Genomic DNA, 23,317 nt, shown 5'->3' with positions numbered 1-23,317 from the left:
TGTAACATCGAACAAAAGTATCGATGAGCGGTCCGTATGTATCTTGGACAGGATTGTGCTATTCGTCGAGAAACTCTGTCGTTAACTCGTCCATCTCGTCCATACTCTGCCGATTCAACGCCGATCGGACGAGGATTTCGCCCGCAATACTCTGCGGACTGATGACGGTGTCTGCCCCTGCCCGTTTTAGCTTCCCGATATTCTCACGGTTCGTCGCTGCAGCAACAATGTAACCCTCGGTGTTCAAATCTCGCGCGGTAAGGACGGAGAGCGCGTCTTCAGCATCGTTGTTCGTCGCGACGAGTATCGCTCGAGCTTCCTCGATATGCGCTTTCCGAAGGGTTTCCTCATCGCTGGGGTCGCCAGTCAGCACGTTGAAATCCCGCTCAGCGAGGTGTTGTGCGTTATCGCTGTCTGGCGTTATCACGAGAATCTCGGTTCCGTCTCGAATATCCTGCGAGAACTCCTCGAGGATTGCCTCGGTGAGGTCGCCATATCCGAGAATGAGGATGTGATTGCTGAGGAGTTCGAGCTGTGAGTCCGTCATTCGTCCGAGTGCACGGGATAGACGGGCTTCAATTGCAGGGCCTAGGACCGTCCCGAGTGCGAGTGCGAAGCTCGTGGTCCCGATCACGATAACCGACATCCCGAAGAGGCGGGCACTCTGGGTCGTCGGTGCAGCATCCCCGTACCCGACGGTGCTGGCAGTCACCAGCGTGTAGTAGAACGCATCAACCAGCGTGGTGATATTTGCAAATTCGTCTCGGAGTGCATAGGTCCCGACCGTCCCGTAGATCTGTGCACCGACAATCGCGGCCAAAGCCGTCAGTTGTGATATCGAAAACGAGAGTTCGCGGTCGAAGTGACGTCGGTTCGCCAGAACATTTGGAAGAGCGAGGAGTGAGAGGACAATTAGCGGGAACGACAGGGGACTGGACTGCATCAATCCCTGGAGCGCGGTGATCGGAAGCAGTACGACAGTCGAGTACCAAGCAACACGGAGCCCTCGACGCAGCCCGAACGCACTGATGAGAATGAGAAAACCAGTGAGCGCGCCCGTAAACCCCGCAGTGCGTTGAATCGCTGGTGGGATGAACTCTGCAAGTGGCCCAACGACACTCTGTGCTCCGATATTTGCGATACCTGTGAGGACTGAGAGGAGCGCTACCGCGAGTGTGAGTATAACTGTAAGCCGAGCTCCGTACTGACTCCACCGCGAGTACAGGGACATGAAGTACTGACTGATATGCAGAGACGTAATTTAAAGACTAAACTCGATGGCGTTACTCAGGGTACCACGACGAGTTCGATATCCAAATTCGCTCGGAGATAGCTCTCGATATCCACACTGACATCAAGCAGTTCGAGCAGTGAATCGACCCACTTCCTGCGGCGCGCTTCGCTAATGACTACGTGGGTAATCTCTTCACGACTCGCTTCTTCCAGGACTGCCTCTTCAATGAGAAAGCCATCACGAGTAATGTAGTCAGCCCGAACGTCTCCATACTCACGCTCAACGACAGTCCTGAGATCACGACGAGTCACGCGTTCATCGTCCGGATACGAATTCAGATGCAGGACTGTCACCAACGCCATGGGATCGTCATCGATAAGCGAGAGTGCACGTTCCAGCGCACGCTTGTTCCGGTCGGTAAGAGGGAAACGGACCGGGATGAGGACGTTCATAGCTCCTCACTTAGCAGAGCGACGGCAAAACTATGGAGGTGCCTTCCTGACTGAGATATCGACTACTCACGATGGGGATAGAATTCTCGACCACAGCGGAGACATCGATAGTGTGAGACCCGCCAGCCTCCTCCCGTTGTATACCGTGGCCGGTACGAATCCTCGGCCCCACAGTCCGGGCAGATAGTCGGCGGTGTTCGGCGAGTACCCATACACACTCGGTGGTTCGGATAGATGCGAGAAAAGTGCTCGTATCACTGACCCGAAGGCCAATATGTATCTCCTGCGAATACCCGCTCAATGAAGGTCTTCGAAACCCAGCTTCCAGGCGTCGGTCGTCGCTATACTCTATCGTTCCCGACCGGTGGTGAGTTCGTCATCGTGGTGCATAACAACGGCCGTCGGGAGACCTACTGGCGAGAAGACGCCGATGGTGACAGTGAGCAACTGTTCGAAGCGACCGAGTCACAGGCCCGAAAAATCGCGGAGATATTCGATGGGACATATTTCCATCCGGTCGGGGAAGGCCTCGAGGACGCCTTTGAAGATGCTCGCATCAAGTGGATCGAAGTCGGGCAAACATCGCCAATTGCAAATCAGCCCATTCGCCAGACACAGCTCCGAAGTCGCACAGGAGTCTCGATTCTCGCAATCCAGCGCGGTGACCGGACAATATCGAATCCAGACCCGGACACCGACATTCAGGCCGGAGATATGCTCGTTGTGGTCGGGACTGATGAGGCATACGACGCCCTCGATGAACTCCTAACAGCGTAGCTGTCGAGCGAGCCGGCAAGAGAGACAACGCCTTTCATCTCTCCCGAAGTCAGGTAGCCCACTGTGGTCGAGTTCAATCTTCTCTTTACGGCCGGTGTCCTCCTCCTGTTGCTCGCGGGGGCAGGAGCGCTGGCACTTCGATACAAGCAGTCTGTTATTCCTGCGTACATCATCGTCGGAATTCTCATTGGTCCATACGCACCGTCGCTCGGCGGTATCTCGTTGACTCTCATAGACAGTCCAGATATCGTGAGACTGCTGGCTGACCTGGGTGTCGTCTTGCTTCTGTTTTTCGTGGGCCTCGAACTGAGCCTCGAACAGCTCTTCACGAACCGCATTAGATTCCTGCGTGCCGGTGCCGTCGATATCGGGATTAGTCTCCCACTCGGTATCGCTCTCGGGCTCGCATTCGGGTTTACCTGGCTAGAAGCAGGGTTCATCGCCCTGATCGTCTTCAACTCTTCGACGGTCATCATCGCGAAATCGCTCATCGATCTCGGGTGGATCGTAGATCCGGAGAGTCAGGCGATTCTCGGTGTTATTGTTATCGAGGATATCCTGACTGCTCTCGGATTCGCTCTTCTCTCTGTGTTCTTAGTTGGTGGCACGGATGCATCAACCGTTGTTCTCTCCATCGGTCAATCGATACTGTTTCTGCTCCTCCTGCTTGGCGCAGCGTATTACGGAGCAGGAATCCTCGAACGGCTCTTCGGCGTGGGCTCAACCGAAATCTTCGTCATCGGTGTCCTCGGTGTTGGAGCTATTGTCGCCGGTGCCGGGCTCATGGTGGGGGTCAGTGAAGCTGTTGCTGCGTTTCTCGTTGGGACTGCTTTCGGCCGAACGAGACACACAGATAGAATTGAACGGCTCATCGCGCCCACTCGGGATCTCTTCGCCGCGATGTTCTTTTTCGTGATCGGATTACAGACGAACCCGGCATTGTTGATGGCAACACTTGGATTCGTTCTCGTCGCAGTCGTTGTTACCACAAGCGGACAGCTCGTAAGTGGGTTCTTCGCTGGACGGGCGTACGGATTGGATCGTCATCGGTCAGTACGGGTTGGGTGTGCATTAGCGCCCCGCGGCGAGTTCTCGCTCGTCATCGCTGCGTTCCTCGTAACAGCAGGTACCACCTCTGCGCTTCGAGAGACGATCCCGGCGTTCACCGTTGGGTACGTTCTCCTAACGAGTATCATAGGGACGGTACTGATGCGGAACGCCGATCGCCTTTCGACAACACTTATACGCTCCCTCTTTCGTCAGTAACACCGTAGTTCTTCAACGTTTATATGCTGAACAAGATAACTCCAGGATGGAATGTCTGACCTGATCGTCAAAGCAGCTGTGAAGGATGCACTGTCGAAGCACAACGTGTCGGCAGATTTCTACGACGGCCTCAACGAAGAGGTCGCCGAACTGCTCGACGACGCCGCAGAGCGTGCTGAGGCCAACGATCGGAAGACGGTTCAGCCCCGCGACCTGTAGGCCTGCGTAACACAGCCGACCCATCACTCGAACGTAGCTTTTTGAGGTTCCTGGCAAGAGTTAGTAGACGGAGATGGCGGACGCACCGGAAACCGAACGGCAGGCGGTCGAACCCGATGCGAGAGAGGTCCTCACCGTGTCAGAGCTGAACGACCGGATTGCATCTATCGTCGAGGAGATGCCTGCCCTCAACGGTGTCCGCGGTATTGGCGAAGTCACTGACCTCCACCAGAACAGTACGGCGCTCTACTTCACGCTCACCGACGGCGACGCTGAACTCCCCTGTATGATTTGGGCGAACCGCTACCGGGATATGGACGCCGAGCTCGAAGACGGCACCGAGGTCATCCTCGAGGGCGATATCGACTACTGGGTCGAAGGTGGGAAAATCGACCTCAAACCGTGGGAAGTGATCGTCGTCGGCGACGGCGACCAGGCGGCCGCAGTCGAGCGACTGCGAAGCGAACTCGAAGAGCGTGGCTGGTTCGACGACGAGCAGAAACAACAACCACCGGCGTTCCCGGAGCGGGTCGGCGTCGTCACTTCTCTCCGGGGGGACGCCCAGTACGACATCCAGAACGCGATCCACGAGCAGGACCCCACCGCCGATATCCTGGTGAAGGACGCGACTGTCCAGGGATCGGAGGCGCCGACGTCCATCGCGAACGGCATCCACCACCTCGACCGCTCCGAGGACGTCGACGCGATCATCGTCGGTCGCGGCGGCGGGAGTGATTCGAACCTCCAAGCCTTCAACACCGAGCGGGTCGCGGAGGCGATCTTCACCGCGAACACGCCGATCATCACCGCAATTGGGCACACTGATGACCAGCTAATCGCTGATCAGGTGGCGGATGTCGCGACGATCACGCCGACGGCCGCCGGCGAGTATATCGTGAGTTCTCGCGAGGAGTTCCTTGCGAGTGAGGTCGAACCGCTGGAGCAGCAACTCGAGGCTGCGTACGAAACTTTCCAGCAGGAGCACGAACACGAACAGGAACTCGTCGAAGCAGTCGACGAGGCGGCCGCACCTGAGGGGGTTCCGCCGATCTACTACAAGGCCGCAATCGCTGTGCTGCTGTTGCTGTTGTTGGTCATTACCGGACTGTGGCTGGGGGTGATCTGAGCGTGGCAAACGACCAAGAGATCCACGATCGGCTGAGCCGTGTCGAGGAAATCATTGAGCAGCTCGATGCGGACGAGTGTGACCTCGATGAAGGCACAAGGCTCCACGAGGAAGGTCAAGAGTTCTTGGCCGAGGTGCGAGAAATCCTCGACAACGGGCGTGGAGACGTCGTGGAACTCGAGTAGAGTGCCATACCAACCTCGCTCTTATGTAGAACTGTGGAAAGCCCCGATAATGAGACAATCAATGGCTGACTCGATAGATTCACCAGCTAGGTTGAGTGACCGAATGATGCCGAAGGTGTGAGCGGCCTGTTCCAAGCCCTGCTTGGACAGGCCGCGGAACTTCCGCAGCCACGGCTGGACGAGCGAAAACAGGCACTCAGCTTGGTTAATATGGACGCCTTCTGGCGATACGTATCTCTCTTTGTGCACGACTGTTCGGTGATCGTAGTCCATCTCTCGGTAGGCTTGGAGTCCGTCGGTCCAGACCTCTCCCAGCCGCTGGGAGAGGTCTTCAGCCTCCCGAATCACTGGCTCCAAATCACCGCTGAAGTCGATACCGAGTTGACCACGGATCACGCGAAGCGAGTCGCGGCACGCCGCGACGAGCGTCAGCTGATCACCGTGGCGGCCCCGCCAACGTGAGCGGCCAGTTTGGGACGAGCCGCCGCGAGAACGGCTGTTTCGCGGCGGCTCTTGTCCCTTATACCCCGAACAGACTATGCCAGATTCGTCAACTTGCGTCCGTCCATCGATGGTCTGGTCGAGGAGTCCCCAAACGACGGGGAAGCCGCGATGGATCGCGGCTTCCACCTCTCGAATCGCCGTGTGAACGGTTTTGTAGGCCCGACCGAGCAACGGCGCGATCTGGTTGATACTGAGCAACGTATCGGCGTAGAGCGTGAACGCGAGAAGTACCTCGCCGCAGGTGAGGTGCTTCTCGTGAAACGGCGTTCCGTAGGTGTAGACCGGCTTGAAGTTGCAGTTACGACACCAAACGCGGTCGAGATGCGGCCACGTTTGAACAGAGTTGTGCCCGCACCGTGGACAGGATGTATTCTCCCAGAATTCCTTGAGTCGCCGCTCGATGCCCGCATCGAGCGGCTCGGTGTCGATCTCGACGACGCCCAGCTTGATCAACTCTCGAAACATCGCGCCGAACGCCGGCTGAGCAGAAGACATACTCCCAGATTATAGCTGGCTCAGTGTAACTACAGGGTCTTTCCGTAGCTCTACACAAGAGCGGATAAACTTAACCAACAAATAGAGCGGATTACCCCCGGCTGTTGGTTAAATTTGAATGAACGCTGATTCAGTCTTCGACAACCTTCCCGATGATTTCCTGAGCCGTCGAACTGATCCGACCGAGGCGCTCTTGAATCGCTTCCGAGTCATCGCCCTGCCACGCGGCCACGTAGAACGCGGATCCGCTCGTATCCAGATCGAAATATCGCCCGACGATGTACGCGACGGCTTCCGCTTCGACCTCGCGTTTCGCCCGTTCAGCCTCGTCGGTGACATCGGCGTGGAGTAGGGCGTGAGCGAACTCGTGGATGAGTGTCACGGCGAGGTCGGCCTGATTCGAGCGAGCTCTCGCCTCGACGACTGGTTGGAGATCACGCGTACTCCGGTATTTGCAGACGCCCTTTGCGTCGCCATGCTCCCACTCGGCAGCGTCGACGATACGGACCGTCACGCCGATATCAGCGGCTGCGTCCGTGAGTGTAGGCACGAGATCGTCGGCGTCCCCAGTTGCCTCGGTTTCCAGTTCGGGGATCGGCTCACCTTCGGTCTGGGACACGTCGAAGACAGACGTGGGTTTGAAGCCGACAAGCCCTTTCGACCACTCGTCCGGCGACGTTTCGTCGTATTCACAGTCACTTTGCTCGTGGTAGCTAGGCGAGTTCTCGCACTTGGGACACTGCTTGGTAATGATCGGGGCCCAAATCCAGATGGCTGACTCGCCTTCCTGGACGTGCCGGTCGAACTCATTCCGCCAGGTGTTGTACCCCGCGACCTTCGTCGCCTCGGGACACTGAAGATTGATGAGGAGGGTGTTTCGGTGGGAGTAGTCGTGGAACCGACTCTGGACGTCGAGCCACTCCTGGAATTCATCGCTGGCCTGCGCATCGTCGACGTGGTCGACGAGGTCGTCGATCCACGCTTCGATGGTACTGTGCATCTCGTCGTGTCGCGTGTCGGTCTCCTTGAACGAGACCGATGAGTCACTGGTCGTAGCCATGTTTTCAGTAAATCGCGTTCACGGCGACTGCGTCAGTTCAGATCGCGCCGCACCCCTTCGGGGCGCATAAAAAACTCGCGGCGGCGGTCACCGGAGGACGGCCTTCTCGTCAGCGAAGCCGACCGCCACGAGGTACTCGAGGAACTCATCGAACTGTTCAACGTCGCTGGGCGTGTCGGTCGCGAGGTGTCGCGCCCACTCGATAGCCCACCGGAACGCAGGGTCGGTACCGCCCGTTCCGTGGATGTACCACCAACGAGCAGCCTTCAACACGACGAGCGGATTCGTCGGTGGCTGTTCGCTTGCAAGCCTACGAGTGATCGACCGGATCTCCTCAGGAACTTCGGCGGAATCGACCTTCCCTGATTGCGTGTTTGCAATATCGATTGGAATGTCGTCGATCGAGATGTTGTTGGCACTCTGTTGTTGACTCACGAAGTTCACCTGTGTGTGAAGGCTCTCCATCGAGCCTTCGCCCTCTCCGGGCGCGAAAAAACTGCTCGTGGCGTCACGCGGGCGGGAGGTACACGCTCTGCTCGCCGGCGAACTCCTCGAGATTGTTCCGATGACGATGCGCGAAGTAGCAATCATAGCTGCAGTATCCACAGATCTCGCCCGTATCGTACTCAGCGATGTAGGGGCTGCGCCGGGTCATCCAGACGTTTGCGCCACATTCAGTACAGGTAGCACTGTCGAGATCGCTTGGTGACGGTCCCTCGTACTCGATGTGAATGCCGTTCTCCTGCGGCGTCGACTCAGGCCAGACGCCGTGTGCCTTCCAGAACCCCCGAATACGACCGAGGCTGTGCCGGACAGTCTTGCGAACTGTAACATGGTCAGCGTCGCGACCGCTGTCGTCCCAGCCATCAGCTGTCCAGAACTCCCCGAACTGCGCCCCGCGATGCAGGCCGTTCCAATCGAGGCCGACGATGTCGGCGGGTGGTTCGTCCGTGAGCGTCGGTCGAGTCAGTTGCCGGATGACGTCAAGTTGTTTGGGTGGGCTTCCACCGAGGATGTGGACGCGCTGGCCACGCCAGTCAGTCGGTTCGGAGAATTCGTGGGCCAATCGGTCGGCGTACCCGCGCGAATAGCCGAGGATGAGGTCGTCGGGAATCGTGTGAATCACCTCTCGACACTTGGGAACGATAACGAGTTCTGCATCGGGATAGCTCGCCTGGATCTCGCGAGCAGCGGCTACGTACTCATCGACCTCGTCGGGTTCGTATGCATCCCCGATCACACCAACTCGGGGCTCGTGTTCGAAAAATCGGGAGACGTACCGGTCAAGATCGGGATTTCGAAAATCATTATCGAGCATCCCGACGGGGATGTCCAAGTGCTGAAACTGGGTCTGCTGATAGCCACAGTCTTCCCGAAAGCCAGGAAGAAAGTCGAACTTCAAGGCGTCCAACGCGAACGGAACTCGGTGCAGGAACGCCACGACGTCGGCTTGTCTGGCAGCGGCAATCTCTCGCGCAGTGCTGCTGCTAGTGCTGATATCAAGTGACATGAGTAGGGCCTGGCGCGGCCACATCTGGCCGCCCGCACCCTCTCAGGGGGCGAAAAACCGCTCTGAAGGCTGCTATTAACCAACGGCGGCAGACGAGACGATGATTGTGTTGGTTAACGTGGGCGCTTACTCCTGGTCTTCTTGTAACTCAGTTACCTTCCACGACGAGAACTCGTTTCTCGGCCCCCTTTCTAACTGTATTATACCGATATCATTGTTACCGTAATGGTCTTGCCGCCGGAGCGTGTAGCACCTAGATATGGAGCGAAAAACGATTGCGGTCACCGGGATGTCCTGCAACGGCTGTGAGCAGAACGTCGAGAACGCGCTCAAAACGATCGAGGGTGTCACTCGCGTCGAGGCCGACCACAAGGGAGATTCTGTGGAGATCGTCGTCGACGAGAACACCGCAGACGACGACCTCAATACAGCGATTCGAGACGCTGGCTACGACGTCACGGCCTAGACGGTTGCCTCATCCTCCTGTCCGATTGCTGTGTTTTCCCCATCAACGGTGAAGTCGGTGTTGACGCCCTCGCCGGCGAGCAGTTGGCCACCGAAACTGTTGGCGAGGACGGCCGTTACTGACAGTACCATCGCGATCATCGCGAACACCGGATGGATCAGTCCGGTCGTCGCGGCGGCGACGCCGACCCCGTTGAACGTGAACGCCGCTAGCAGGTTCTGACGCGTCTTCCAGTAGCTTTCCGTCCCGATTTCGTAGGCATCCATCACGCCGCCGAGGCGGTCGCCCATCAGGACAATGTCCGCGCTCTCGATGGCGATGTCGGTGCCTGCACCGATGGCGATCCCAATATCGGCTTGCGTGAGGGCAGGCGCATCGTTGATCCCGTCACCGACCATCGCTACACGATGCCCTTCGTGTTGGAGACGGCCGATCTCGTCACGCTTCTCGTTCGGCAGGACGTCGGCCATTACCTGGTCGATACCTACCTCAGCCGCGACCGCCTCGGCGGTGCGCTCGTTGTCTCCGGTGATCATTACCGGGGTAATCCCTGCGTCGGTCATCCGCTCGATTGTCGCTGCGGCGTCGGCCTTGATCTCGTCACCGATTCCGACGAGGCCGACGAGAGTACCATTACGAGCGATGCCCGATACAGTGAGGCCCCGATGCTGGAGGCGCTCAATCTCGTCGGTGGCCGCTGAGAGGTCGATGCCCTCTGTCGTAAGCCAGTCTGGTTTGCCGACCCGCACATCATCCCCGTCGACTGTCGCCGTCACACCCTTGCCGGTCACCGACTCGAACGATTTGGGATCTGCGTACTCGACGCCGCGTTCGTCGGCGTACTCGAGGATGGCGTCGGCGAGGGGATGTTCGCTGAACGCCTCCGCGCCTGCCGCCGTCGCGACCACCTCACTTTCGTCACTCTCGAGTGCCACGACCTCGGAGACTGCGGGCGTCCCAACCGTGATGGTCCCCGTCTTGTCGAGGACGACGTGGTCGACGTCCGGGAAAATCTGGAAGGCGTCGCTACTACGCATCAGGATGCCCCGGTTCGCGGCCTTGCCGCCGCCGCGAATCAGGGCCAGCGGTGTCGCCATGCCGAGCGCACACGGATACCCGAGGACGAGCACCGCGAGCGCGGCGAAGGCTCCGGTCTGTACCTGTGGGCCCGTGCCGAGGATCGTGCCGGGAACCACTGCCGGCACGAGAATCCAGAACAGGAACGAGAGGACGGCGATCGTCAGCACGCCGGGAACGAAGTACTTGAGAACGCGGTCGGCGAGCTGGATAATGCCGGGCTTCATCGCGCGCGCTTGCTCGATTTCGCGGGCCACCTGATTCAGGAACGCATCCTCGCCGGTGGCGGTTACTTCCACCAGGAGCGTCCCGGTCTCGTTGATGCTCCCACCGATCACCTCATCGCCCGACTGTTTCTCCTCGGGGATGGACTCGCCAGTCGCGACCGACTCGTCGACCGTCGACTCTCCGTCGACGACCGCGCCGTCGATGGGGATTGTCTCGCCGGGTTTAACGCGCACATGGGCACCGACTTCGAGGTCGTCGATAGCGAGTTCTTCGACAGCACCGTCGTCGGTGACGCGACGGGCGGTGTCCGGCCGAAGGTCGAGGAGGCTCTGTACTGCCTGGGATGCCCGCGTTCGGACGAGGAGACTGGTGTATTCTGAGAGGATGTGATAGGTGGTGATGAAGACGGAGACGGCGAAGAAGTGGACAGTCGGGAACCCGGGGAAGACGAACAGACCGAGAAAGCCCCCAAAGAGGCCCGCGAACGCGCCGGCCTCCAGCAGGACGTGCTGGTTGAAGATGCGCCTTCGAAGGCTGTTGTACGCCTTCTCGAGGATGTAGCGGCCAGGGCCGAACATCGTGCCGAGTGCGAGGCCGAGGGTAACGAGATTCATCGCGAGCGATGTCGATTCGAACCGCCCCATCACGAAGATCATCCACAGCATCAATCCGGCAGTACCGATGGATGCACCGCCGGCGAGCAGGAGTCGACGTTTCCCGTTGGTGAGCTCTGCCTGCTGTTCCTCGAACCGTTTTTCTTTGTCCGGGTCGCGGATCGTGTACCCGAGGTCGCGAAGCGTATCCTTGAGTTCGACCTCGCTCAGCGTCTCGTTGTCGTAGCGGACGAGTACCTCTTCGTGGGCGAGGCTCACGTCGACGTCTTCGACGCCGTCGGTCCGGTTGTATGCCTTCTTGATACTCTCGGCGCAGAACGAGCAGGACATCCCCCCGACGTTGAATTGGTTCTGTGTCGTTCCCATCGTGGTAGTAGCTTGCTGCGCGACGCTAAAAACCATTACGACAAATATTATAGCGGTTTTCAATTCATTATATCACTGCTGGCTGAGTGGCGATACTCTTACTGTCGTCGTGCGTCTATACACTCCTAAGAAAATGGCTCTACTCGAATCTGACGTGCCGATTCGCGAGGTTGTGACGACGGATCCGGAGAAGGCGAAAGCACTGGAGAACGACGTACGAGCGAAGATCATCGATATGCTCGCTGAAAAGGAGATGACCATCGAGGAGATTCACGACGAGCTAGACCATCGCGGCGAGGAGAAGGCCGAGACGACGGTGCGCCATCACGTAAACGTCCTGAAGGACGCGGGGATGGTCGAAATAGCGCGACTGGAGGAAGCTGGCGGTGGCACGCAGAAATACTACAAATCGAACACCCGCATTTTCTCCTACGACCTTCCAGAGGACGCTGAGGAGACGCTCGCTGGGGCGCAAGAAACGGCGACAGCGGAGCTAACGAACCTCGTAGAGATGCTCTATGAGGAACACGGCGACGACATCGAAGCGGTTGCACGGGAGATGAAGCCGTGCGAGTACTGTGCAACACAGCACTACGAGGAGTTCGTCATCCGGGAATTGCTGAACCGCGCGCTCATCGACCTAACAGAGGGTGAGACGCTGGAGGCGCTACGTCCTGACTTAGAACAAGCCGACGATGAATCCGAGTCCCATGATGACGAGGACGGTCGCTGAGAATAGCGGAAGGTACGGTGTGTACTTTTCGACCGTTTCCTCATACTCCTGGTAGCCAGCGATGAGCAGCATCGTCAACCCGACGATCCCGACGATGACCGTCAGCGCATACGCAGTCATCAATTGCAGACAGTACGTTGAGCCAGCGCAGAGTCCGATAATTTCGAACTCCTCCTCGTGAGCGAACCCGAGTACGAACGCGAACCAGGCAATTCCGAACAGTCCCCGGTCGGCGTCATCAGCTGGCTTCGCCCCGTGCTCGTGAGAATGTCCTCCGATTCCTCCAAGCCGAGCTTTCACCCGTGCAACGAATCCATCCGAAGTGTGTTCCTGCACCGGAGACGTGGCGTGGTCGTGCTGGGCCGACTGGCCCTCTGCATGCTCATCGTGCTCGTGATCGTGGTCATGCTCGTGATTATGAGAGTGGCCGTGCGTGTACTCTCGAATTCCGAGACCGATGAGTAAGATACCCGCGACGATGCTCACCGGGCCGCCAATGGCGATGCCGCCGAGGATCGAGATCGGCTCGTTCACCTGAGTCAGCTGGAAGTACGATTTCGCGTAGAAGAACACGCCGACCATTGCCAGACTGCTGATAAGGTGTCCGATACCGATGAGGGAGCTGGCGGCGAGTCCGTAGAGCCACTTATTGGATTGATCGAGCGCATAGCTCGCAGCGACCGGCCATCCGTGTCCGGGTTCGATGCCGTGCACGAATCCAAGCGCAATCGCGCCGACCAACAGTGGAAACGCCTCGCCCTGTAGCATTCACCAGTCCATATATCGTCGCGCTGTATAGCGATTGTTAAGACTGAAACGGGAATTCCGTAATAATCGAGGGCTCAAGACGCCGGGGGACCAACTGGGGAGTATGCGAACGAGTTTGAACGTGTCTGAGGACATTCTCGATGAGTTCGACGAGACGTGGCAGGCTGAGGGGTTGGACTCTCGCTCGCGGGCAATTCGTGAAGCAATGCAGGAGTATATTGAGGGCCATTCACAGCTCGAAGAGGTATCCGGTGACGTGGTCGCTGTCTTGGCCTTTGATTATCAGCATCACGAGGTGATTCATGACCTTCATTCTGCCCAGCACCAGTTCCAGGACGTGATCGAGACAATGAGCCATACCCACCAAGGCGACTGGTGTTTGGAGACGGTCTTCTGTCACGGCGATGCTGCGCGGATACGAGAACTTGTGTATCGGCTCCGCGATTTCGATGGGGTCGGTCGGGTGAAAACGATGTTACTCCGATCAGCCACATAACCTTCTTGCGTACCGAAGTACTCCCGGATAGGTCGATCTAGATTGTCACGAGGGTTTATGAACGCCACCGGCAGCGGAATTGATGCTCTCTGGGAGTGTCGGGTGGATGTGCATCGTGTTCGCAATCTGTTCGGCCGTCGCGCCGAGTTCGATTGCGAGGACGAGTTCGTGGACGATCTCGGCGCCCTGTTCGCCGACGATGTGCGCGCCGAGGAGTTCGTCCGTCTCGGCGTCCGTGACGAGTTTGATGAAGCCAGCGGTTTCGCCGAGCGCCTTCGGCTTGGCCTGCTCAGCGAGGGTCTGTCGACCGACTCCGACCTCATAGCCGGCGTCACGGGCCTCCTCCTCTGTCAGTCCGACGTGGCCAACCTGTGGGTCGGTGAACACCGCCCACGGGACGGTTCGGCCCTCGGTGCTGACCTCTTCGTTTTTCGCGAGGTGGCGATACAGCAGGTCTGCGTCGTCGCGTGCGGAGTGAGTGAACATCGGTGGCCCACTGACATCGCCGATGGCATAGACGCCGTCAGCAGTCGTTCCGAAGCTGTCGTCAGTCTCGACGAACCCGTGCTCGTCGGTTTTAGCACCTGCCTCGTCGAGACCGATTCCATCGGTGTTCGGTCGGCGTCCCGCGGCGAGCAGGACGTCCGAGGCGGTCGTCTCGACGGTTCCGTCTGGTCCGTCGGCCTCGACAAGGATGTCGTCTCCGTCCGATGTGAGAGCCGTCACAGCTGTATTAGTGTGAACGTCGATGCCCTCGTCCGTGAACACATCCTCGATCACGTCACTGACCGCCGGTTCCTCTCGCGGGAGCACCCGATCACCACGCTGAAAGACGGTCACGTCCGCACCAAACCGGCTGTACATCTGTGCGTATTCGGTGCCGACGTACCCCCCGCCAATCACCACCAGCGAATCCGGCACCTCGTCGAGAAATAGCAGCGATGTACTATCTTGGACCTCAACCTCGTCGAGGCCATCGATCGGCGGTTTTGCTGGACGGGCTCCCGTGTTGATGACGATCCGGTCGGCAGAGAGTGTCCGGTCACCGACGCGGAGCTCGTGGGCTGACTCGAAGACGCCGTGGTCTTCGACGAGCGTGAGATTCTCGTTGTCCTCGACGTTGTTGTAGGCTCCCTCGCGAATGCTCTCGACGACGTCGTCCTTCCGCTGGACGATGGCGTCCATGTCGGCCTTGATGGTACCGTCGATGTCGATGCCGAACTCCTCGCTACGGTGGGCGAGGTTCGCCACTTCGGCGCTCCGGATCATCGTCTTGGTCGGAATACAGCCGCGGTTGAGGCACGTCCCGCCGAGCAGGTCCTCCTCAACGAGTGCGGTCTCCATGCCTGAGTAGGCAGATTTCATTGCGACTGGGAGGCCGGCCATACCGCCGCCGAGAACGATAAGATCGTACTCGTCCGGCATCAGACTAGTTCCTCCTGTGCTTCAGTGATCGCCGCTCGCACGTTCCCGAGACAGCAACCTCCAAGTGGACTCTTCCATCGACAGGCACACTCCTCGGCCTGGACGCGTTCAGTGATCCAGTCGTCGATGTTCGTTTCGCCGTTCTCCGCGATGTCCTCTTGGATGTGTTCCTTGTTGTATCCAAAGCAGTAACACAGCGGGTATGGCTCGGCGTCACCATCCAACTTGAAATTCGGTTGTTCGCGAATCACGTCAATCTCGAACTGCTGATCGAGTTCGTCGGCGAAGTAGACGACTGGACAGTCCTGAGTTTTGCAGATTCGGTACTGAACGTCGTCCTCTATATCTTGATTCCCGAACGGTTCGACCATGTTACGAACTGTTTCGGTCTTTATTTGCCCGGCAGCGTTCCCACAGTCGGGGCAGGGTTCAGTCGTCGCTGGCATAATTCGTCCTCTAATGGTACAACGACAATTAGAATAAAAGTGGTGCCGGAATTCGAGCCACCAGTGGAAGCCGGTCGACTAAGCCCTATTAGTATAAAATACTCACGTAGAACTTAGAGATTTTCGGAATAAGGGGTGATAACGCATCTGCCTCCTAGCGAGGTGAAGCATAGATAATTGATGTCAAGTACGCCCTAAATGGGGGTTCTAGCACCAACGCTTTTGGAATTTCAATTCCTATTGAGTCGTATGGGAATTCTTGAAACAGGAAGAGAAGACGTTGTCAGCGTTGCACCGGACGCCACCGTCGAGGAAATTGCACAGACAATGTTCGATCAGTCCGTCGGCAGCGTTCTTGTCGAAGAGAACGGTGAGCTAGAAGGCATTATTACCGACCGTGATCTCGTCGTCGAACTCATGACCGGTGACGGAGCGGCCAATGTCTTCGAAGACCCGTCGACAGCGGCCGACGTGACTGCCCAGAATCTCATGACGGCTGATCCGGTGACTGTCGATCACGAGATGGAGTTTCCGAAGGTTCTTCGCGAGATGGAAAACGCGGCTGCACGACGGATTCCGATTACTAAAGACGGAGACGTAGTAGGAATTGTGACCCTCGACGATTGTCTTCCCCGCATCGCAGGAGAAAGCGAGCAGGTGTCGGCGAAACTCGAATCGCTTGCGGGGGTCGTCCGTAAGGAATCGCCTGAACCGGATACATAAATAGAAACGTCAGTCAACAAGTGATAGTTGCTGTCTGCAGATGTGTAGATAGAACACTGTTTTAGAGTGACCAGTGGTAGAATCGTATGTAGTCATGCCCAGTCTACTGGGCGGTGGGTTCATTCTGCTGTGCCAGTAATATTAGCGTCATGCGCCAGGCGGTACTCAGCGTCGACCACGAAACACTGGCCGAGTACGGATTCGCGGTCTTTCAGAATGCCGGGTTACTCGACATTGAAATCCTCTCGTGCGAGGGGCCGCGCGGCGTGTCCCGAATCCACGTCGAAGAGCAACTGGACGAACACCGGCTGGACGAACTCAAGACGATCCAGTGGTGGGAATGCGTAGCGGACGAGGGATCGAAGCATGTCTATCTCGTCGAGATGAACGTGGCTGAACAGTTAGACAGGGTCGGTGTCGATGCTGACGTAATGACGCGGACTGAATGGGCCGAGGTACACAGCCAGGGGTTCTCGTTCGAGCAGACTGGCTCACAGGAGGAACTCAGTGCTATGCTCGCTGACTTGCAGGCTGCTGGACAAAATATCACCTTAGAAAAACTGCAGGACTACCGTATCCAGGAGACGCCCATGGATGTACTGACGGATCGACAGCACGAAGTGCTTGACGTCGCGTACGAACTCGGGTATTACGACGTGCCCCGCAAATCGTCAACGGCGGAGGTTGCGGCCGACCTCGGCGTGGACGATTCGACGGTGTCCGAACACCTCCAGCGAGCGGAACACAATCTCCTCGAATCCCTTCTGGGCTAGTCGAGGACCACGTACCGCCGTACTAGCGTCCCGACTGCCGCTGGTTGAAACGGGACGGTTTCTCCGTCAGTTTCTGCGGCCCACTGCTCGTAGGTGTCTGCGGATTCGAACGCGTTGATGTATTGGCAGAACGTGTTCGTAAGACTGGGCGTCTCGGCTTGCAGCATCCAGCTGAAGATGGTTTCATCGCTGTCTTCGAGTTCAGGGATGGTCGCAGCGATCCCGAATGTGATCACGGCCTCTTCAGGGGTGACGTCCACGGTCCCGTCGTCGACGGTGAACGTGACCGGCGTCCCGGTCACAGGGTCAACCGAGCGGACGGTCACCGGGTCCTGGTCCTCCATCACCGCGGCCCCGAGCGCATCTAAGATGCACGGCGAGTACCGGATATGGTCGTTTACGCGGACTTCGTGACGGGTCGGGTTCTCCGTGTACAGATCTTCCGGCTCGATGGTCTGGTCGCTCGCCGCAAGCTGCTCGGCGAACCTGGCCCAGTAGTCGTCCATCGTTTCCGGAGGCGTCTCGAAATTGCCCACCGCCGCGAGGTGATCCGCGAAGTCGGGCGGCAGGTCGATACGGTCGTCGGTCTGGGGTTCAGTTCCCATTGCAAGGTAAGAGATGGGCTAGCGAGCGGTGTTGCTTGCTCCCAGCTAGCTGGGGGACTTCATAGGAGGCTCCAAATCCCTGCAAAACCGAGTAGGACTACTGATTTCTCCTCTGCACTGACTTCCAGGATAGACAAAACGCTAGCCCAAAACTACCAATATCTGAGGGTTTCGATAGAGCCCAGTTACTCCACACAGCAGCTCATCGTCGAGGTATCCCGTCGGAACGCCTGGCAAGCGTGTTTGAACGCTTCGCTGAACGTCGGGAACGGGTGAATGGTGTCGATGATGTCGTCGACGGTGAGCCCGAATTTCACGGCGAGCGTCGCCTCCATGATCATGTCTGCGGCGCGGGGAGCGACCATGTGGACGCCGACGATCTCGTCGGTTTCGTGGTGTTTGACGATTTGGACGAGCCCGTCAGTGTTCTCGACGGCCTTCGCCCGCGGGATGTCCTCCATCTGGACGGTGCGACACGAACACGTCCCGTGCTCGTCCATGTACTCCAGTTCGGTGATCCCCACTGAAGCGACCTCAGGGCTCGTGAACACGACCGCCGGAACTGCATCGTAGTCGATGGTGACGCCTTCGTCGTCTTCTCGCGGGCTCTGCCCGCTCGAATGGCCCGCGGAGCTTCGCTCCACGCTGCCGAAGGCATTCTTGACGCCGTGGTTGCCTTCTTTGGCGGCGACGGTCTCCAGTTCGGGTTCGCCGATGACGTCGCCCGCGGCATAGATATCCGGGTTGGTCGTCTGGAAGTACTCGTCGACGCGGATTGTTCCGTCAGCGTCGGTCTCAACCCCGACCGCTTCCAGCCCGATGTTTTCGCTGTTGGGCTGGACGCCGGTCGCGACGAACAGGCCCTCCGCTCTAAAGGTATGTTCGTCACCGTCGACTTCGGTTTCAACAGCGATCCTCTCTTGGACGGCCTCAGCGCCGCCGTCTGCGACTGGCGAGTGAACCTGCCGGACGTCATTATCGGTCACGACGTTGATCCCTTCTTCCTCGAATGCCCGCTGCATCTCACGGCCGAGCTGCCCCTCCATGGCCGAGAGCACGCGCTCGGAGCGCTGGAGGATGGTCACGTCGACGCCGACGCGGTGAAGGATCTGGCCCCATTCGAGCGCGATATATCCGCCACCGATGATGACGATGCTCTCGGGGAGATCACGCTCGTCGAGGATGGTCTCGCTCGTGTAGTAGTCGACATCGTCGAGGCCGTCGATGGGTGGCGCCCACGGTGCGCTCCCGGTGGCAACGAGCGCTTTCTCCCCGGTGATGCGCGCACCCTCGTCCGCACCGTCGACTACCTCGATGGTTGTATCATCGACCAGCTTGCCGTATCCCTCGTAGATGTCTGTATCGTAATGCTCGGCGACGTCAACGTAGTTCGTCTGCCGGAATTGCTCGACAAGGTTGTCGGTGCCGTCCAGCGCGGCTCCCCAGTCGACGGTCGGCTCGTCTTTGCTGTACTGGACGGCGTCGAACGGGTTGTCCCGAGAAGCGAAGGCGCTCTCGCCGACGGCCAGTAGATGCTTGCTGGGGACACAGCCGACGTTGACACAGGTTCCGCCAATAGGCAGTCCAGTATTGACCATCGCCGTTGAAAGCCCACGACTACTCGCTTCGGTGATAGCGGCGAACGCTGCTGCGCCGCCACCGAGAATCACGAGATCATATTCGCCTGTTCCATCCATTCTAATGCTCGTTAGAGTATTACGTTATATAGGGATTGCGGAGGATCGTAGAAGAGGCCCTCCCTTAATGCAGTATAACTCCAAAAGCCTATATGGCAATAGTCCAGTGAGTATTGTAATGAGTGTTCAGCTCCTCCAATCGAATGCAGACGTGAACGACGCACGGGCAAATATCTTCGGAGCGTTGAGCGACCCAACTCGATTACGGATTTTCCAGAAGCTGATCGAGAGCGACGAGCCGTTGAACGTGACTGAGATCTGTGATCAAACGGATCTAAAGACGAATCTGGTCTCACACCACCTTCAGTGTCTCAAGAATTGTCAACTCGTCGACGCCGAGAAGGACGGCCGGAAGAAGTACTACGAAGTCAGTCGCCCAGAGGCCGTCGAAATGCTCTCGCTCGCCGACGACTGCATCCGCCAGAACATCGAGAGCGTCATCGGTTGCGAGATCGTTACCGATTCAGATGACCATGACGAGTAAATGGTCGTGGCTGCCGTACGCGGGGGTCGGAGGCGCCGTTGTCTGTTGTCTCGCCATCGAGTTACTCGGCGGAGCAGTGATACTCGGTGGCATCGCGGCTGCAGTCGGCCTCTCGACCGGGCTGACGTATCTCCTCGCCGTCGGTCTCGGTGGAATGCTCGCGGGACTGCTGGCGATCAGCTACCATCGGATAGAGGGGGTGAGCCATGGCACCCTCGGGTGACGGCTCCGCCTGGGGCCTCCTCGGAGTCGCCGGTGCGATAAGCCTCTGTTGTATCGGCCTTGCGACCCTCGCCGGTGGTGCCGCCGTCGCTGGCGGGACAGCTGCTGGCGCGACGGCTGCGAGGGGTACTTCCGGTGGGTTGGGTGGCATCCTCGCGACTGTGTTCGCGACAGCGTTGCCACTGCTCGTCATCGGAGTCATTGTTCGCCGACGGGGATACCACGGATGACGGGAAGGAACAACTGTCCGGTCTGCGGAGAGAGCTTCCCGAGAGAAACCAGTACCCGTGACCACGCGTGGGACGTTCACGGCGTCTGCCACCACTGCGGGGCCTCATTCGAGGACCGAGCGGTGCTGTATACCCATTGGTTGGAGGCCCATGAGGACGACCTCACGGCGGAAGACCGCAAGCGGGCCGAATCCAAGGTCGGTGACGGGACCGTCTGTCCGGTCTGCGACCAGCGATTTGCGAGCGAGACGGCCGTCCACGACCACACGTGGAACGCACACGGGGCATGCCACGTCTGTGGTGCGGACTTCGACACCCAGAACGCATTGTTCACCCACCAGCTGGCCGTTCACGCCGAGGCATTGTCCCGGGAGACCCGTGACCGGCTCGAGGAGGCGGTCGGCCCGCTCACGTTCGGGAACCGGCTGGCCCACCAGGGTCCCATCGATGCTGTAACGAATACTAGACTTAGCCGGCGGAAACTCCTCGCCGGTGGGGCCATCGCCACCGCCGGACTCGGCGGCGTCGCTGCAGATAGCTTGCTCGGATCGTCTGCCAGTTCTGTATCGCCGGAGCGTGGGGGGACGAGTCCCGGGGCGACCGCGGCCCCTGCCACGTTCACCACCGTCGACGGCGAGGAGAAACAACTGGCCGACTACCGGGGCCAGAAAGTGATGTTCTGGGTCTTCGCCACGTGGTGTCCGTCGTGTAAAGAGGGCGCACGAGCACTCCAGGCGAACAAGGACAAGTTACAAGACGTGACCTTCCTCGGGCTAAAGACCGACGGGAACGCGGGTTACGACGGCCCGTCGGTCTCCGAGTTCGCCCAGCAGAACGCACCGGAACTCGTCGATGCAGACAACTGGGTGTGGGGGGACCTCTCGGCAGAATCGACCCGCGTCTGGAATCCACAGGACCGACCGGACATCTTCTGGCTCATCGATGCAGAGGGAACGATCCAGGCGAAGACCGCGGCGCCGGCCGCGAGGATAGACCGAATCATCCAGTTCGCACAAGCCGAAAATCCGGGCGGTGACCGACCCGGGGAATCGATCGAGATTCAACCTGCCGAGCATATCCAGCAGGGTGCCAACCATCCCGAGTACAACTCGAACCCGCCAACCTCGGGCTGGCACTATTCCAGACCGGCGGAGTGGGGGTTCTACGACCAGGCGCTCCCTGACGAACGCGTGGTACACAATCTGGAACACGGCGGCATCTGGATCACGCACAAGAACGTGAGTGACAGCACCCTCTCGCAGTTACAGCAACTCGCCGCGGACTATCCAAAGAGCGTCGTTATCACGCAACGCAGCGAGAACGATGCGCCACTCGCCGTCGCCTCCTGGGGTCAGCTCATGAAACTCCAGTCGTTCGACCGAGAACGGATTGTCGAGTTCATCGAACAGAACCGGAATCGCTCCCCGGAACCAATCGCGGGTGAATGACGTGAGTCAACACCAGATAGACGACACCCTTCGAAACCAAATCGAGTCCTGGAGCAGGGCGTCCAGTATCGTCTTCTCGCAGCGCAAATACCGGGCCATCGGGGCGGCGACGTTCGTGGTCTTCGCCACGCTCTACCTCTTCACGCTCCCTGCCACGTACACAGGGGGACGGGTCGGCCTGGTGTCGCTGAGATTGCTGACGCCGACGCTCGCGACGTTCTCCGTCATCATGGCCGGGTTGGTAGCCGTTATCGTGTCGTTCACGGCGTACACGATACGCCTCGGTGGCTCAGCCAGTTCAGCGACGACCACGACAGGGTTCGTCGGCAGCGTCTTGCCACCGCTACTCTGCTGTTCGCCGCTACTCCCTATACTCGCTGCGTCCGTCGTCGGCGTATTTCCCGCGGCCTTCGGCGTGAGTGGCTTCATCCAGGGCGTTATGGCGACATACGAGGTGGAGATTCTGACCGGGGCCACGCTCGTACTGGTGTACGCAGCGACGCAGAACGCAAACGGGGTGACAGAGTGCTCTGTCTAACTCCGCGGCGTGTGCTGGCGACCACCCTCCTCACCCTCGCTAGCCTGTCGATGGCCCCGACCGCGGCAGCGCACGGTGGGAGCACTCACGCCGGAACCCCACACTGGATCTTTCTGGGAATCACACTGCTCGGTGTGGGTATCGTCGGGATTAGCATCCACTTCGGACGGACGCGCTGGGCGGGTGCCCCGCGGCGAACGATCAAAAGTCTCCTCCTCGGGACGGTGGTCGCAATGATCGGCTCGACCGCAGTGATACAGATCCAGATCGAACCGATCGGGACGACGCCGACCGCCCTCGAGTGGTACCCGATCCTCGCTGGCATCGTCGGGGTCAGCATCCTGATTGCGAGTCTCGTCGTGGGGATTGTCCGCTGGCCGGAGCGCCCGCGATATACACTGCTCGGAACGCTGCTCGGCCTCTGGGTGCTCTACCCTGCCGTCATGCCGAGGGCGGGATACACGCATCCGCTAGGCTATCTGCTCGTCGCCGTCGTCCCGCTCGTCATCGGCTATATCTTCTGGCGCGATGTCTCCCCGGCCCTCTCCACCGCCGTGGTCGACCAGTTCTCTCGACGCGTCGGCGGAATCGTCGCTGCGCTGTTCACCGTCTTCTTTCTGTTTTCGGCCGGGTTGTTCACAGTCAATCCCGACGAGGGCGTGAACGCGCCGACGGAGTCGTTCGTGACGACAGCTTCGTTCGCGAATCCGCTTGTCATCTGGCCAGCCATCGAGTTCTACATTCCATCGATTCCACTCTTCGGTGGACTCTCGATCGGAACGGCGCTGGTCATCGGGCTACTCGCTGTCCTCATCGGCGTCAATACGGCCCTCATGACGACGGTCTGGCAACGCGATATCGAACTCTCCTCGACGGTCGGTGGTGGCGGGGCGGTGGCGACCACTGGTGCAACCGCGTGCTGTTGCTGTGGTCCCGCTGTGTATGCCATCGCGAGCGCAATTCTGGGGGTGTCGGCCAGCCCACTCTATTGGTCGTTTGTAGCTCCGTCATCGCCACTCGGCGCACTCTTCTTCGTCAGTGCTGTAACACTCCTGACCGGAAGTTCGGTCCGACTCACTCGCTCGTTGAATGATGCTGGCGTCTGCGCTCACCCGGGGGATCACAGAGTAGTACCGGGGTGACGATTCAT

At 58.9% G+C, this 23,317-nt stretch carries 27 protein-coding genes; 15 read left to right on the top strand and 12 right to left on the bottom strand.

Annotated elements, in window-relative coordinates; genetic code table 11:
- Positions 1-58: 58 nt before the first annotated feature.
- Together NGM06_RS23510 and NGM06_RS23505 are read right to left on the bottom strand one after the other, a co-directional pair.
- Positions 59-1,231: an NAD-binding protein gene (locus tag NGM06_RS23510; RefSeq protein WP_248653092.1), complete on the bottom strand. Its 1,173-nt coding sequence runs from the start codon at positions 1,229-1,231 to the stop codon at positions 59-61.
- A 56-nt stretch (positions 1,232-1,287) separates the two neighbouring features.
- Positions 1,288-1,686 (bottom strand): universal stress protein, encoded by a 399-nt coding sequence (locus NGM06_RS23505; protein ID WP_248653093.1) that lies wholly within the window; start codon positions 1,684-1,686, stop codon positions 1,288-1,290.
- 300 nt (positions 1,687-1,986) lie between these two features.
- Here NGM06_RS23505 and NGM06_RS23500 point away from each other — a divergent pair, with 300 nt between their 5' ends.
- From NGM06_RS23500 to xseB, 5 genes are all read left to right on the top strand, one after another.
- On the top strand, positions 1,987-2,463 hold the full coding sequence (locus NGM06_RS23500; protein ID WP_248653094.1) for a cation:proton antiporter regulatory subunit: 477 nt from the start codon (positions 1,987-1,989) through the stop codon (positions 2,461-2,463).
- Between the two features lie 63 nt (positions 2,464-2,526).
- Positions 2,527-3,729 (top strand): cation:proton antiporter, encoded by a 1,203-nt coding sequence (locus NGM06_RS23495; RefSeq protein WP_248653095.1) that lies wholly within the window; start codon positions 2,527-2,529, stop codon positions 3,727-3,729.
- Between the two features lie 51 nt (positions 3,730-3,780).
- Positions 3,781-3,948 (top strand): DUF1931 domain-containing protein, encoded by a 168-nt coding sequence (locus NGM06_RS23490; RefSeq protein ID WP_248653096.1) that lies wholly within the window; start codon positions 3,781-3,783, stop codon positions 3,946-3,948.
- Between the two features lie 73 nt (positions 3,949-4,021).
- Entirely contained in the window at positions 4,022-5,074 is a 1,053-nt protein-coding gene (gene xseA, locus NGM06_RS23485) for an exodeoxyribonuclease VII large subunit (protein WP_254270759.1), read from the top strand.
- A 2-nt stretch (positions 5,075-5,076) separates the two neighbouring features.
- Positions 5,077-5,259 (top strand): exodeoxyribonuclease VII small subunit, encoded by a 183-nt coding sequence (gene xseB / locus NGM06_RS23480; RefSeq protein ID WP_248653098.1) that lies wholly within the window; start codon positions 5,077-5,079, stop codon positions 5,257-5,259.
- Between the two features lie 21 nt (positions 5,260-5,280).
- On the opposite strand, the gene NGM06_RS23475 is transcribed toward xseB, so the two are convergent.
- The 4 genes from NGM06_RS23475 to NGM06_RS23460 all read right to left on the bottom strand — a co-directional run bounded on the left by NGM06_RS23475 (position 5,281) and on the right by NGM06_RS23460 (position 8,828).
- Positions 5,281-6,258 (bottom strand): IS1595 family transposase, encoded by a 978-nt coding sequence (locus NGM06_RS23475; protein ID WP_254270758.1) that lies wholly within the window; start codon positions 6,256-6,258, stop codon positions 5,281-5,283.
- 130 nt (positions 6,259-6,388) lie between these two features.
- On the bottom strand, positions 6,389-7,318 hold the full coding sequence (locus tag NGM06_RS23470) for an ArdC-like ssDNA-binding domain-containing protein (RefSeq protein ID WP_254270757.1): 930 nt from the start codon (positions 7,316-7,318) through the stop codon (positions 6,389-6,391).
- 87 nt (positions 7,319-7,405) lie between these two features.
- The gene (locus NGM06_RS23465; RefSeq protein WP_232689000.1) at positions 7,406-7,753 is read right to left on the bottom strand and encodes a DUF8013 domain-containing protein; all 348 of its coding nucleotides are present in this window, start codon (positions 7,751-7,753) and stop codon (positions 7,406-7,408) included.
- A 73-nt stretch (positions 7,754-7,826) separates the two neighbouring features.
- Positions 7,827-8,828: a DUF6610 family protein gene (locus NGM06_RS23460; RefSeq protein WP_232688921.1), complete on the bottom strand. Its 1,002-nt coding sequence runs from the start codon at positions 8,826-8,828 to the stop codon at positions 7,827-7,829.
- A gap of 259 nt (positions 8,829-9,087) precedes the next feature.
- Between NGM06_RS23460 and NGM06_RS23455 the strand changes: the two genes are divergently transcribed.
- Complete coding sequence (locus NGM06_RS23455; RefSeq protein ID WP_232688920.1) at positions 9,088-9,294, top strand: heavy-metal-associated domain-containing protein; 207 nt, start codon at positions 9,088-9,090, stop codon at positions 9,292-9,294.
- Here NGM06_RS23455 and NGM06_RS23450 read toward each other — a convergent pair.
- The gene (locus NGM06_RS23450; RefSeq protein ID WP_254270756.1) at positions 9,291-11,579 is read right to left on the bottom strand and encodes a heavy metal translocating P-type ATPase; all 2,289 of its coding nucleotides are present in this window, start codon (positions 11,577-11,579) and stop codon (positions 9,291-9,293) included. The genes NGM06_RS23455 and NGM06_RS23450 overlap by 4 nt on opposite strands.
- A 133-nt stretch (positions 11,580-11,712) precedes the next feature.
- On the opposite strand from NGM06_RS23450, the gene NGM06_RS23445 reads away from it, so the two are divergent.
- The gene (locus NGM06_RS23445; protein ID WP_232688918.1) at positions 11,713-12,312 is read left to right on the top strand and encodes an ArsR/SmtB family transcription factor; all 600 of its coding nucleotides are present in this window, start codon (positions 11,713-11,715) and stop codon (positions 12,310-12,312) included.
- Here NGM06_RS23445 and NGM06_RS23440 read toward each other — a convergent pair.
- Complete coding sequence (locus NGM06_RS23440) at positions 12,259-13,080, bottom strand: hypothetical protein (protein WP_232688917.1); 822 nt, start codon at positions 13,078-13,080, stop codon at positions 12,259-12,261. The genes NGM06_RS23445 and NGM06_RS23440 overlap by 54 nt on opposite strands.
- A gap of 103 nt (positions 13,081-13,183) precedes the next feature.
- On the opposite strand from NGM06_RS23440, the gene NGM06_RS23435 reads away from it, so the two are divergent.
- On the top strand, positions 13,184-13,576 hold the full coding sequence (locus tag NGM06_RS23435; RefSeq protein ID WP_232688916.1) for a CopG family ribbon-helix-helix protein: 393 nt from the start codon (positions 13,184-13,186) through the stop codon (positions 13,574-13,576).
- A gap of 45 nt (positions 13,577-13,621) precedes the next feature.
- On the opposite strand, the gene lpdA is transcribed toward NGM06_RS23435, so the two are convergent.
- Positions 13,622-15,001, bottom strand: a complete 1,380-nt coding sequence (gene lpdA, locus NGM06_RS23430) for a dihydrolipoyl dehydrogenase (protein WP_232688915.1) — start codon at positions 14,999-15,001, stop codon at positions 13,622-13,624.
- Positions 15,001-15,447, bottom strand: a complete 447-nt coding sequence (locus tag NGM06_RS23425) for a putative iron-sulfur cluster-binding metallochaperone (protein ID WP_253521723.1) — start codon at positions 15,445-15,447, stop codon at positions 15,001-15,003. The genes lpdA and NGM06_RS23425 overlap by 1 nt, the downstream gene beginning before the upstream one ends.
- Before the next feature lie 249 nt (positions 15,448-15,696).
- Here NGM06_RS23425 and NGM06_RS23420 point away from each other — a divergent pair, with 249 nt between their 5' ends.
- Positions 15,697-16,170 (top strand): CBS domain-containing protein, encoded by a 474-nt coding sequence (locus tag NGM06_RS23420; protein ID WP_232688913.1) that lies wholly within the window; start codon positions 15,697-15,699, stop codon positions 16,168-16,170.
- Between the two features lie 149 nt (positions 16,171-16,319).
- Positions 16,320-16,943, top strand: a complete 624-nt coding sequence (locus NGM06_RS23415) for a helix-turn-helix domain-containing protein (RefSeq protein WP_254270755.1) — start codon at positions 16,320-16,322, stop codon at positions 16,941-16,943.
- Here the strand turns inward: NGM06_RS23415 and merB are convergent.
- Together merB and merA are read right to left on the bottom strand one after the other, a co-directional pair.
- Positions 16,940-17,548 (bottom strand): organomercurial lyase, encoded by a 609-nt coding sequence (gene merB / locus NGM06_RS23410; RefSeq protein ID WP_253521725.1) that lies wholly within the window; start codon positions 17,546-17,548, stop codon positions 16,940-16,942. The two genes, NGM06_RS23415 and merB, sit on opposite strands and share 4 nt — an antisense overlap.
- A 185-nt stretch (positions 17,549-17,733) precedes the next feature.
- Positions 17,734-19,245 (bottom strand): mercury(II) reductase, encoded by a 1,512-nt coding sequence (gene merA, locus NGM06_RS23405; protein ID WP_232688910.1) that lies wholly within the window; start codon positions 19,243-19,245, stop codon positions 17,734-17,736.
- A gap of 118 nt (positions 19,246-19,363) precedes the next feature.
- Here merA and NGM06_RS23400 point away from each other — a divergent pair, with 118 nt between their 5' ends.
- From NGM06_RS23400 to NGM06_RS23380, 5 genes are all read left to right on the top strand, one after another.
- Positions 19,364-19,729, top strand: a complete 366-nt coding sequence (locus NGM06_RS23400; RefSeq protein WP_232688909.1) for an ArsR/SmtB family transcription factor — start codon at positions 19,364-19,366, stop codon at positions 19,727-19,729.
- A complete protein-coding gene (locus NGM06_RS23395; RefSeq protein ID WP_253521727.1) occupies positions 19,713-19,952 on the top strand; it encodes a hypothetical protein in 240 nt (79 codons plus the stop codon). The genes NGM06_RS23400 and NGM06_RS23395 overlap by 17 nt, the downstream gene beginning before the upstream one ends.
- Before the next feature lie 225 nt (positions 19,953-20,177).
- Positions 20,178-21,629, top strand: coding sequence for a DUF3105 domain-containing protein (locus tag NGM06_RS23390; protein WP_254270754.1), 1,452 nt, complete (start codon positions 20,178-20,180; stop codon positions 21,627-21,629).
- 1 nt (position 21,630) lies between these two features.
- Positions 21,631-22,167 (top strand): hypothetical protein, encoded by a 537-nt coding sequence (locus NGM06_RS23385; RefSeq protein WP_232688906.1) that lies wholly within the window; start codon positions 21,631-21,633, stop codon positions 22,165-22,167.
- 11 nt (positions 22,168-22,178) lie between these two features.
- Positions 22,179-23,309, top strand: a complete 1,131-nt coding sequence (locus NGM06_RS23380; RefSeq protein ID WP_254270753.1) for a hypothetical protein — start codon at positions 22,179-22,181, stop codon at positions 23,307-23,309.
- The last annotated feature ends 8 nt before the right edge of the window (positions 23,310-23,317 follow it).

This window comes from Halorussus aquaticus (assembly GCF_024218795.1).
Taxonomy (GTDB): domain Archaea; phylum Halobacteriota; class Halobacteria; order Halobacteriales; family Haladaptataceae; genus Halorussus; species Halorussus aquaticus.
This window is presented reverse-complemented; position numbering and strand designations above follow the sequence as displayed.

What these genes read in the sequence shown, in the direction of transcription:
- NGM06_RS23510 (WP_248653092.1), bottom strand. Translation starts at nt 1,231, where the DNA reads ATGTCCCTGTACTCGCGGTGGAGTCAGTACGGAGCTCGGCTTACAGTT.
- NGM06_RS23505 (WP_248653093.1), bottom strand. Translation starts at nt 1,686, where the DNA reads ATGAACGTCCTCATCCCGGTCCGTTTCCCTCTTACCGACCGGAACAAG.
- NGM06_RS23500 (WP_248653094.1), top strand. Translation starts at nt 1,987, where the DNA reads ATGAAGGTCTTCGAAACCCAGCTTCCAGGCGTCGGTCGTCGCTATACT.
- NGM06_RS23490 (WP_248653096.1), top strand. Translation starts at nt 3,781, where the DNA reads ATGTCTGACCTGATCGTCAAAGCAGCTGTGAAGGATGCACTGTCGAAG.
- xseA (WP_254270759.1), top strand. Translation starts at nt 4,022, where the DNA reads ATGGCGGACGCACCGGAAACCGAACGGCAGGCGGTCGAACCCGATGCG.
- NGM06_RS23475 (WP_254270758.1), bottom strand. Translation starts at nt 6,258, where the DNA reads ATGTCTTCTGCTCAGCCGGCGTTCGGCGCGATGTTTCGAGAGTTGATC.
- NGM06_RS23470 (WP_254270757.1), bottom strand. Translation starts at nt 7,318, where the DNA reads ATGGCTACGACCAGTGACTCATCGGTCTCGTTCAAGGAGACCGACACG.
- NGM06_RS23460 (WP_232688921.1), bottom strand. Translation starts at nt 8,828, where the DNA reads ATGTCACTTGATATCAGCACTAGCAGCAGCACTGCGCGAGAGATTGCC.
- NGM06_RS23455 (WP_232688920.1), top strand. Translation starts at nt 9,088, where the DNA reads ATGGAGCGAAAAACGATTGCGGTCACCGGGATGTCCTGCAACGGCTGT.
- NGM06_RS23450 (WP_254270756.1), bottom strand. Translation starts at nt 11,579, where the DNA reads ATGGGAACGACACAGAACCAATTCAACGTCGGGGGGATGTCCTGCTCG.
- NGM06_RS23445 (WP_232688918.1), top strand. Translation starts at nt 11,713, where the DNA reads ATGGCTCTACTCGAATCTGACGTGCCGATTCGCGAGGTTGTGACGACG.
- NGM06_RS23440 (WP_232688917.1), bottom strand. Translation starts at nt 13,080, where the DNA reads ATGCTACAGGGCGAGGCGTTTCCACTGTTGGTCGGCGCGATTGCGCTT.
- NGM06_RS23435 (WP_232688916.1), top strand. Translation starts at nt 13,184, where the DNA reads ATGCGAACGAGTTTGAACGTGTCTGAGGACATTCTCGATGAGTTCGAC.
- lpdA (WP_232688915.1), bottom strand. Translation starts at nt 15,001, where the DNA reads ATGCCGGACGAGTACGATCTTATCGTTCTCGGCGGCGGTATGGCCGGC.
- NGM06_RS23425 (WP_253521723.1), bottom strand. Translation starts at nt 15,447, where the DNA reads ATGCCAGCGACGACTGAACCCTGCCCCGACTGTGGGAACGCTGCCGGG.
- NGM06_RS23420 (WP_232688913.1), top strand. Translation starts at nt 15,697, where the DNA reads ATGGGAATTCTTGAAACAGGAAGAGAAGACGTTGTCAGCGTTGCACCG.
- NGM06_RS23415 (WP_254270755.1), top strand. Translation starts at nt 16,320, where the DNA reads ATGCGCCAGGCGGTACTCAGCGTCGACCACGAAACACTGGCCGAGTAC.
- merB (WP_253521725.1), bottom strand. Translation starts at nt 17,548, where the DNA reads ATGGGAACTGAACCCCAGACCGACGACCGTATCGACCTGCCGCCCGAC.
- merA (WP_232688910.1), bottom strand. Translation starts at nt 19,245, where the DNA reads ATGGATGGAACAGGCGAATATGATCTCGTGATTCTCGGTGGCGGCGCA.
- NGM06_RS23400 (WP_232688909.1), top strand. Translation starts at nt 19,364, where the DNA reads ATGAGTGTTCAGCTCCTCCAATCGAATGCAGACGTGAACGACGCACGG.
- NGM06_RS23395 (WP_253521727.1), top strand. Translation starts at nt 19,713, where the DNA reads ATGACCATGACGAGTAAATGGTCGTGGCTGCCGTACGCGGGGGTCGGA.
- NGM06_RS23390 (WP_254270754.1), top strand. Translation starts at nt 20,178, where the DNA reads ATGACGGGAAGGAACAACTGTCCGGTCTGCGGAGAGAGCTTCCCGAGA.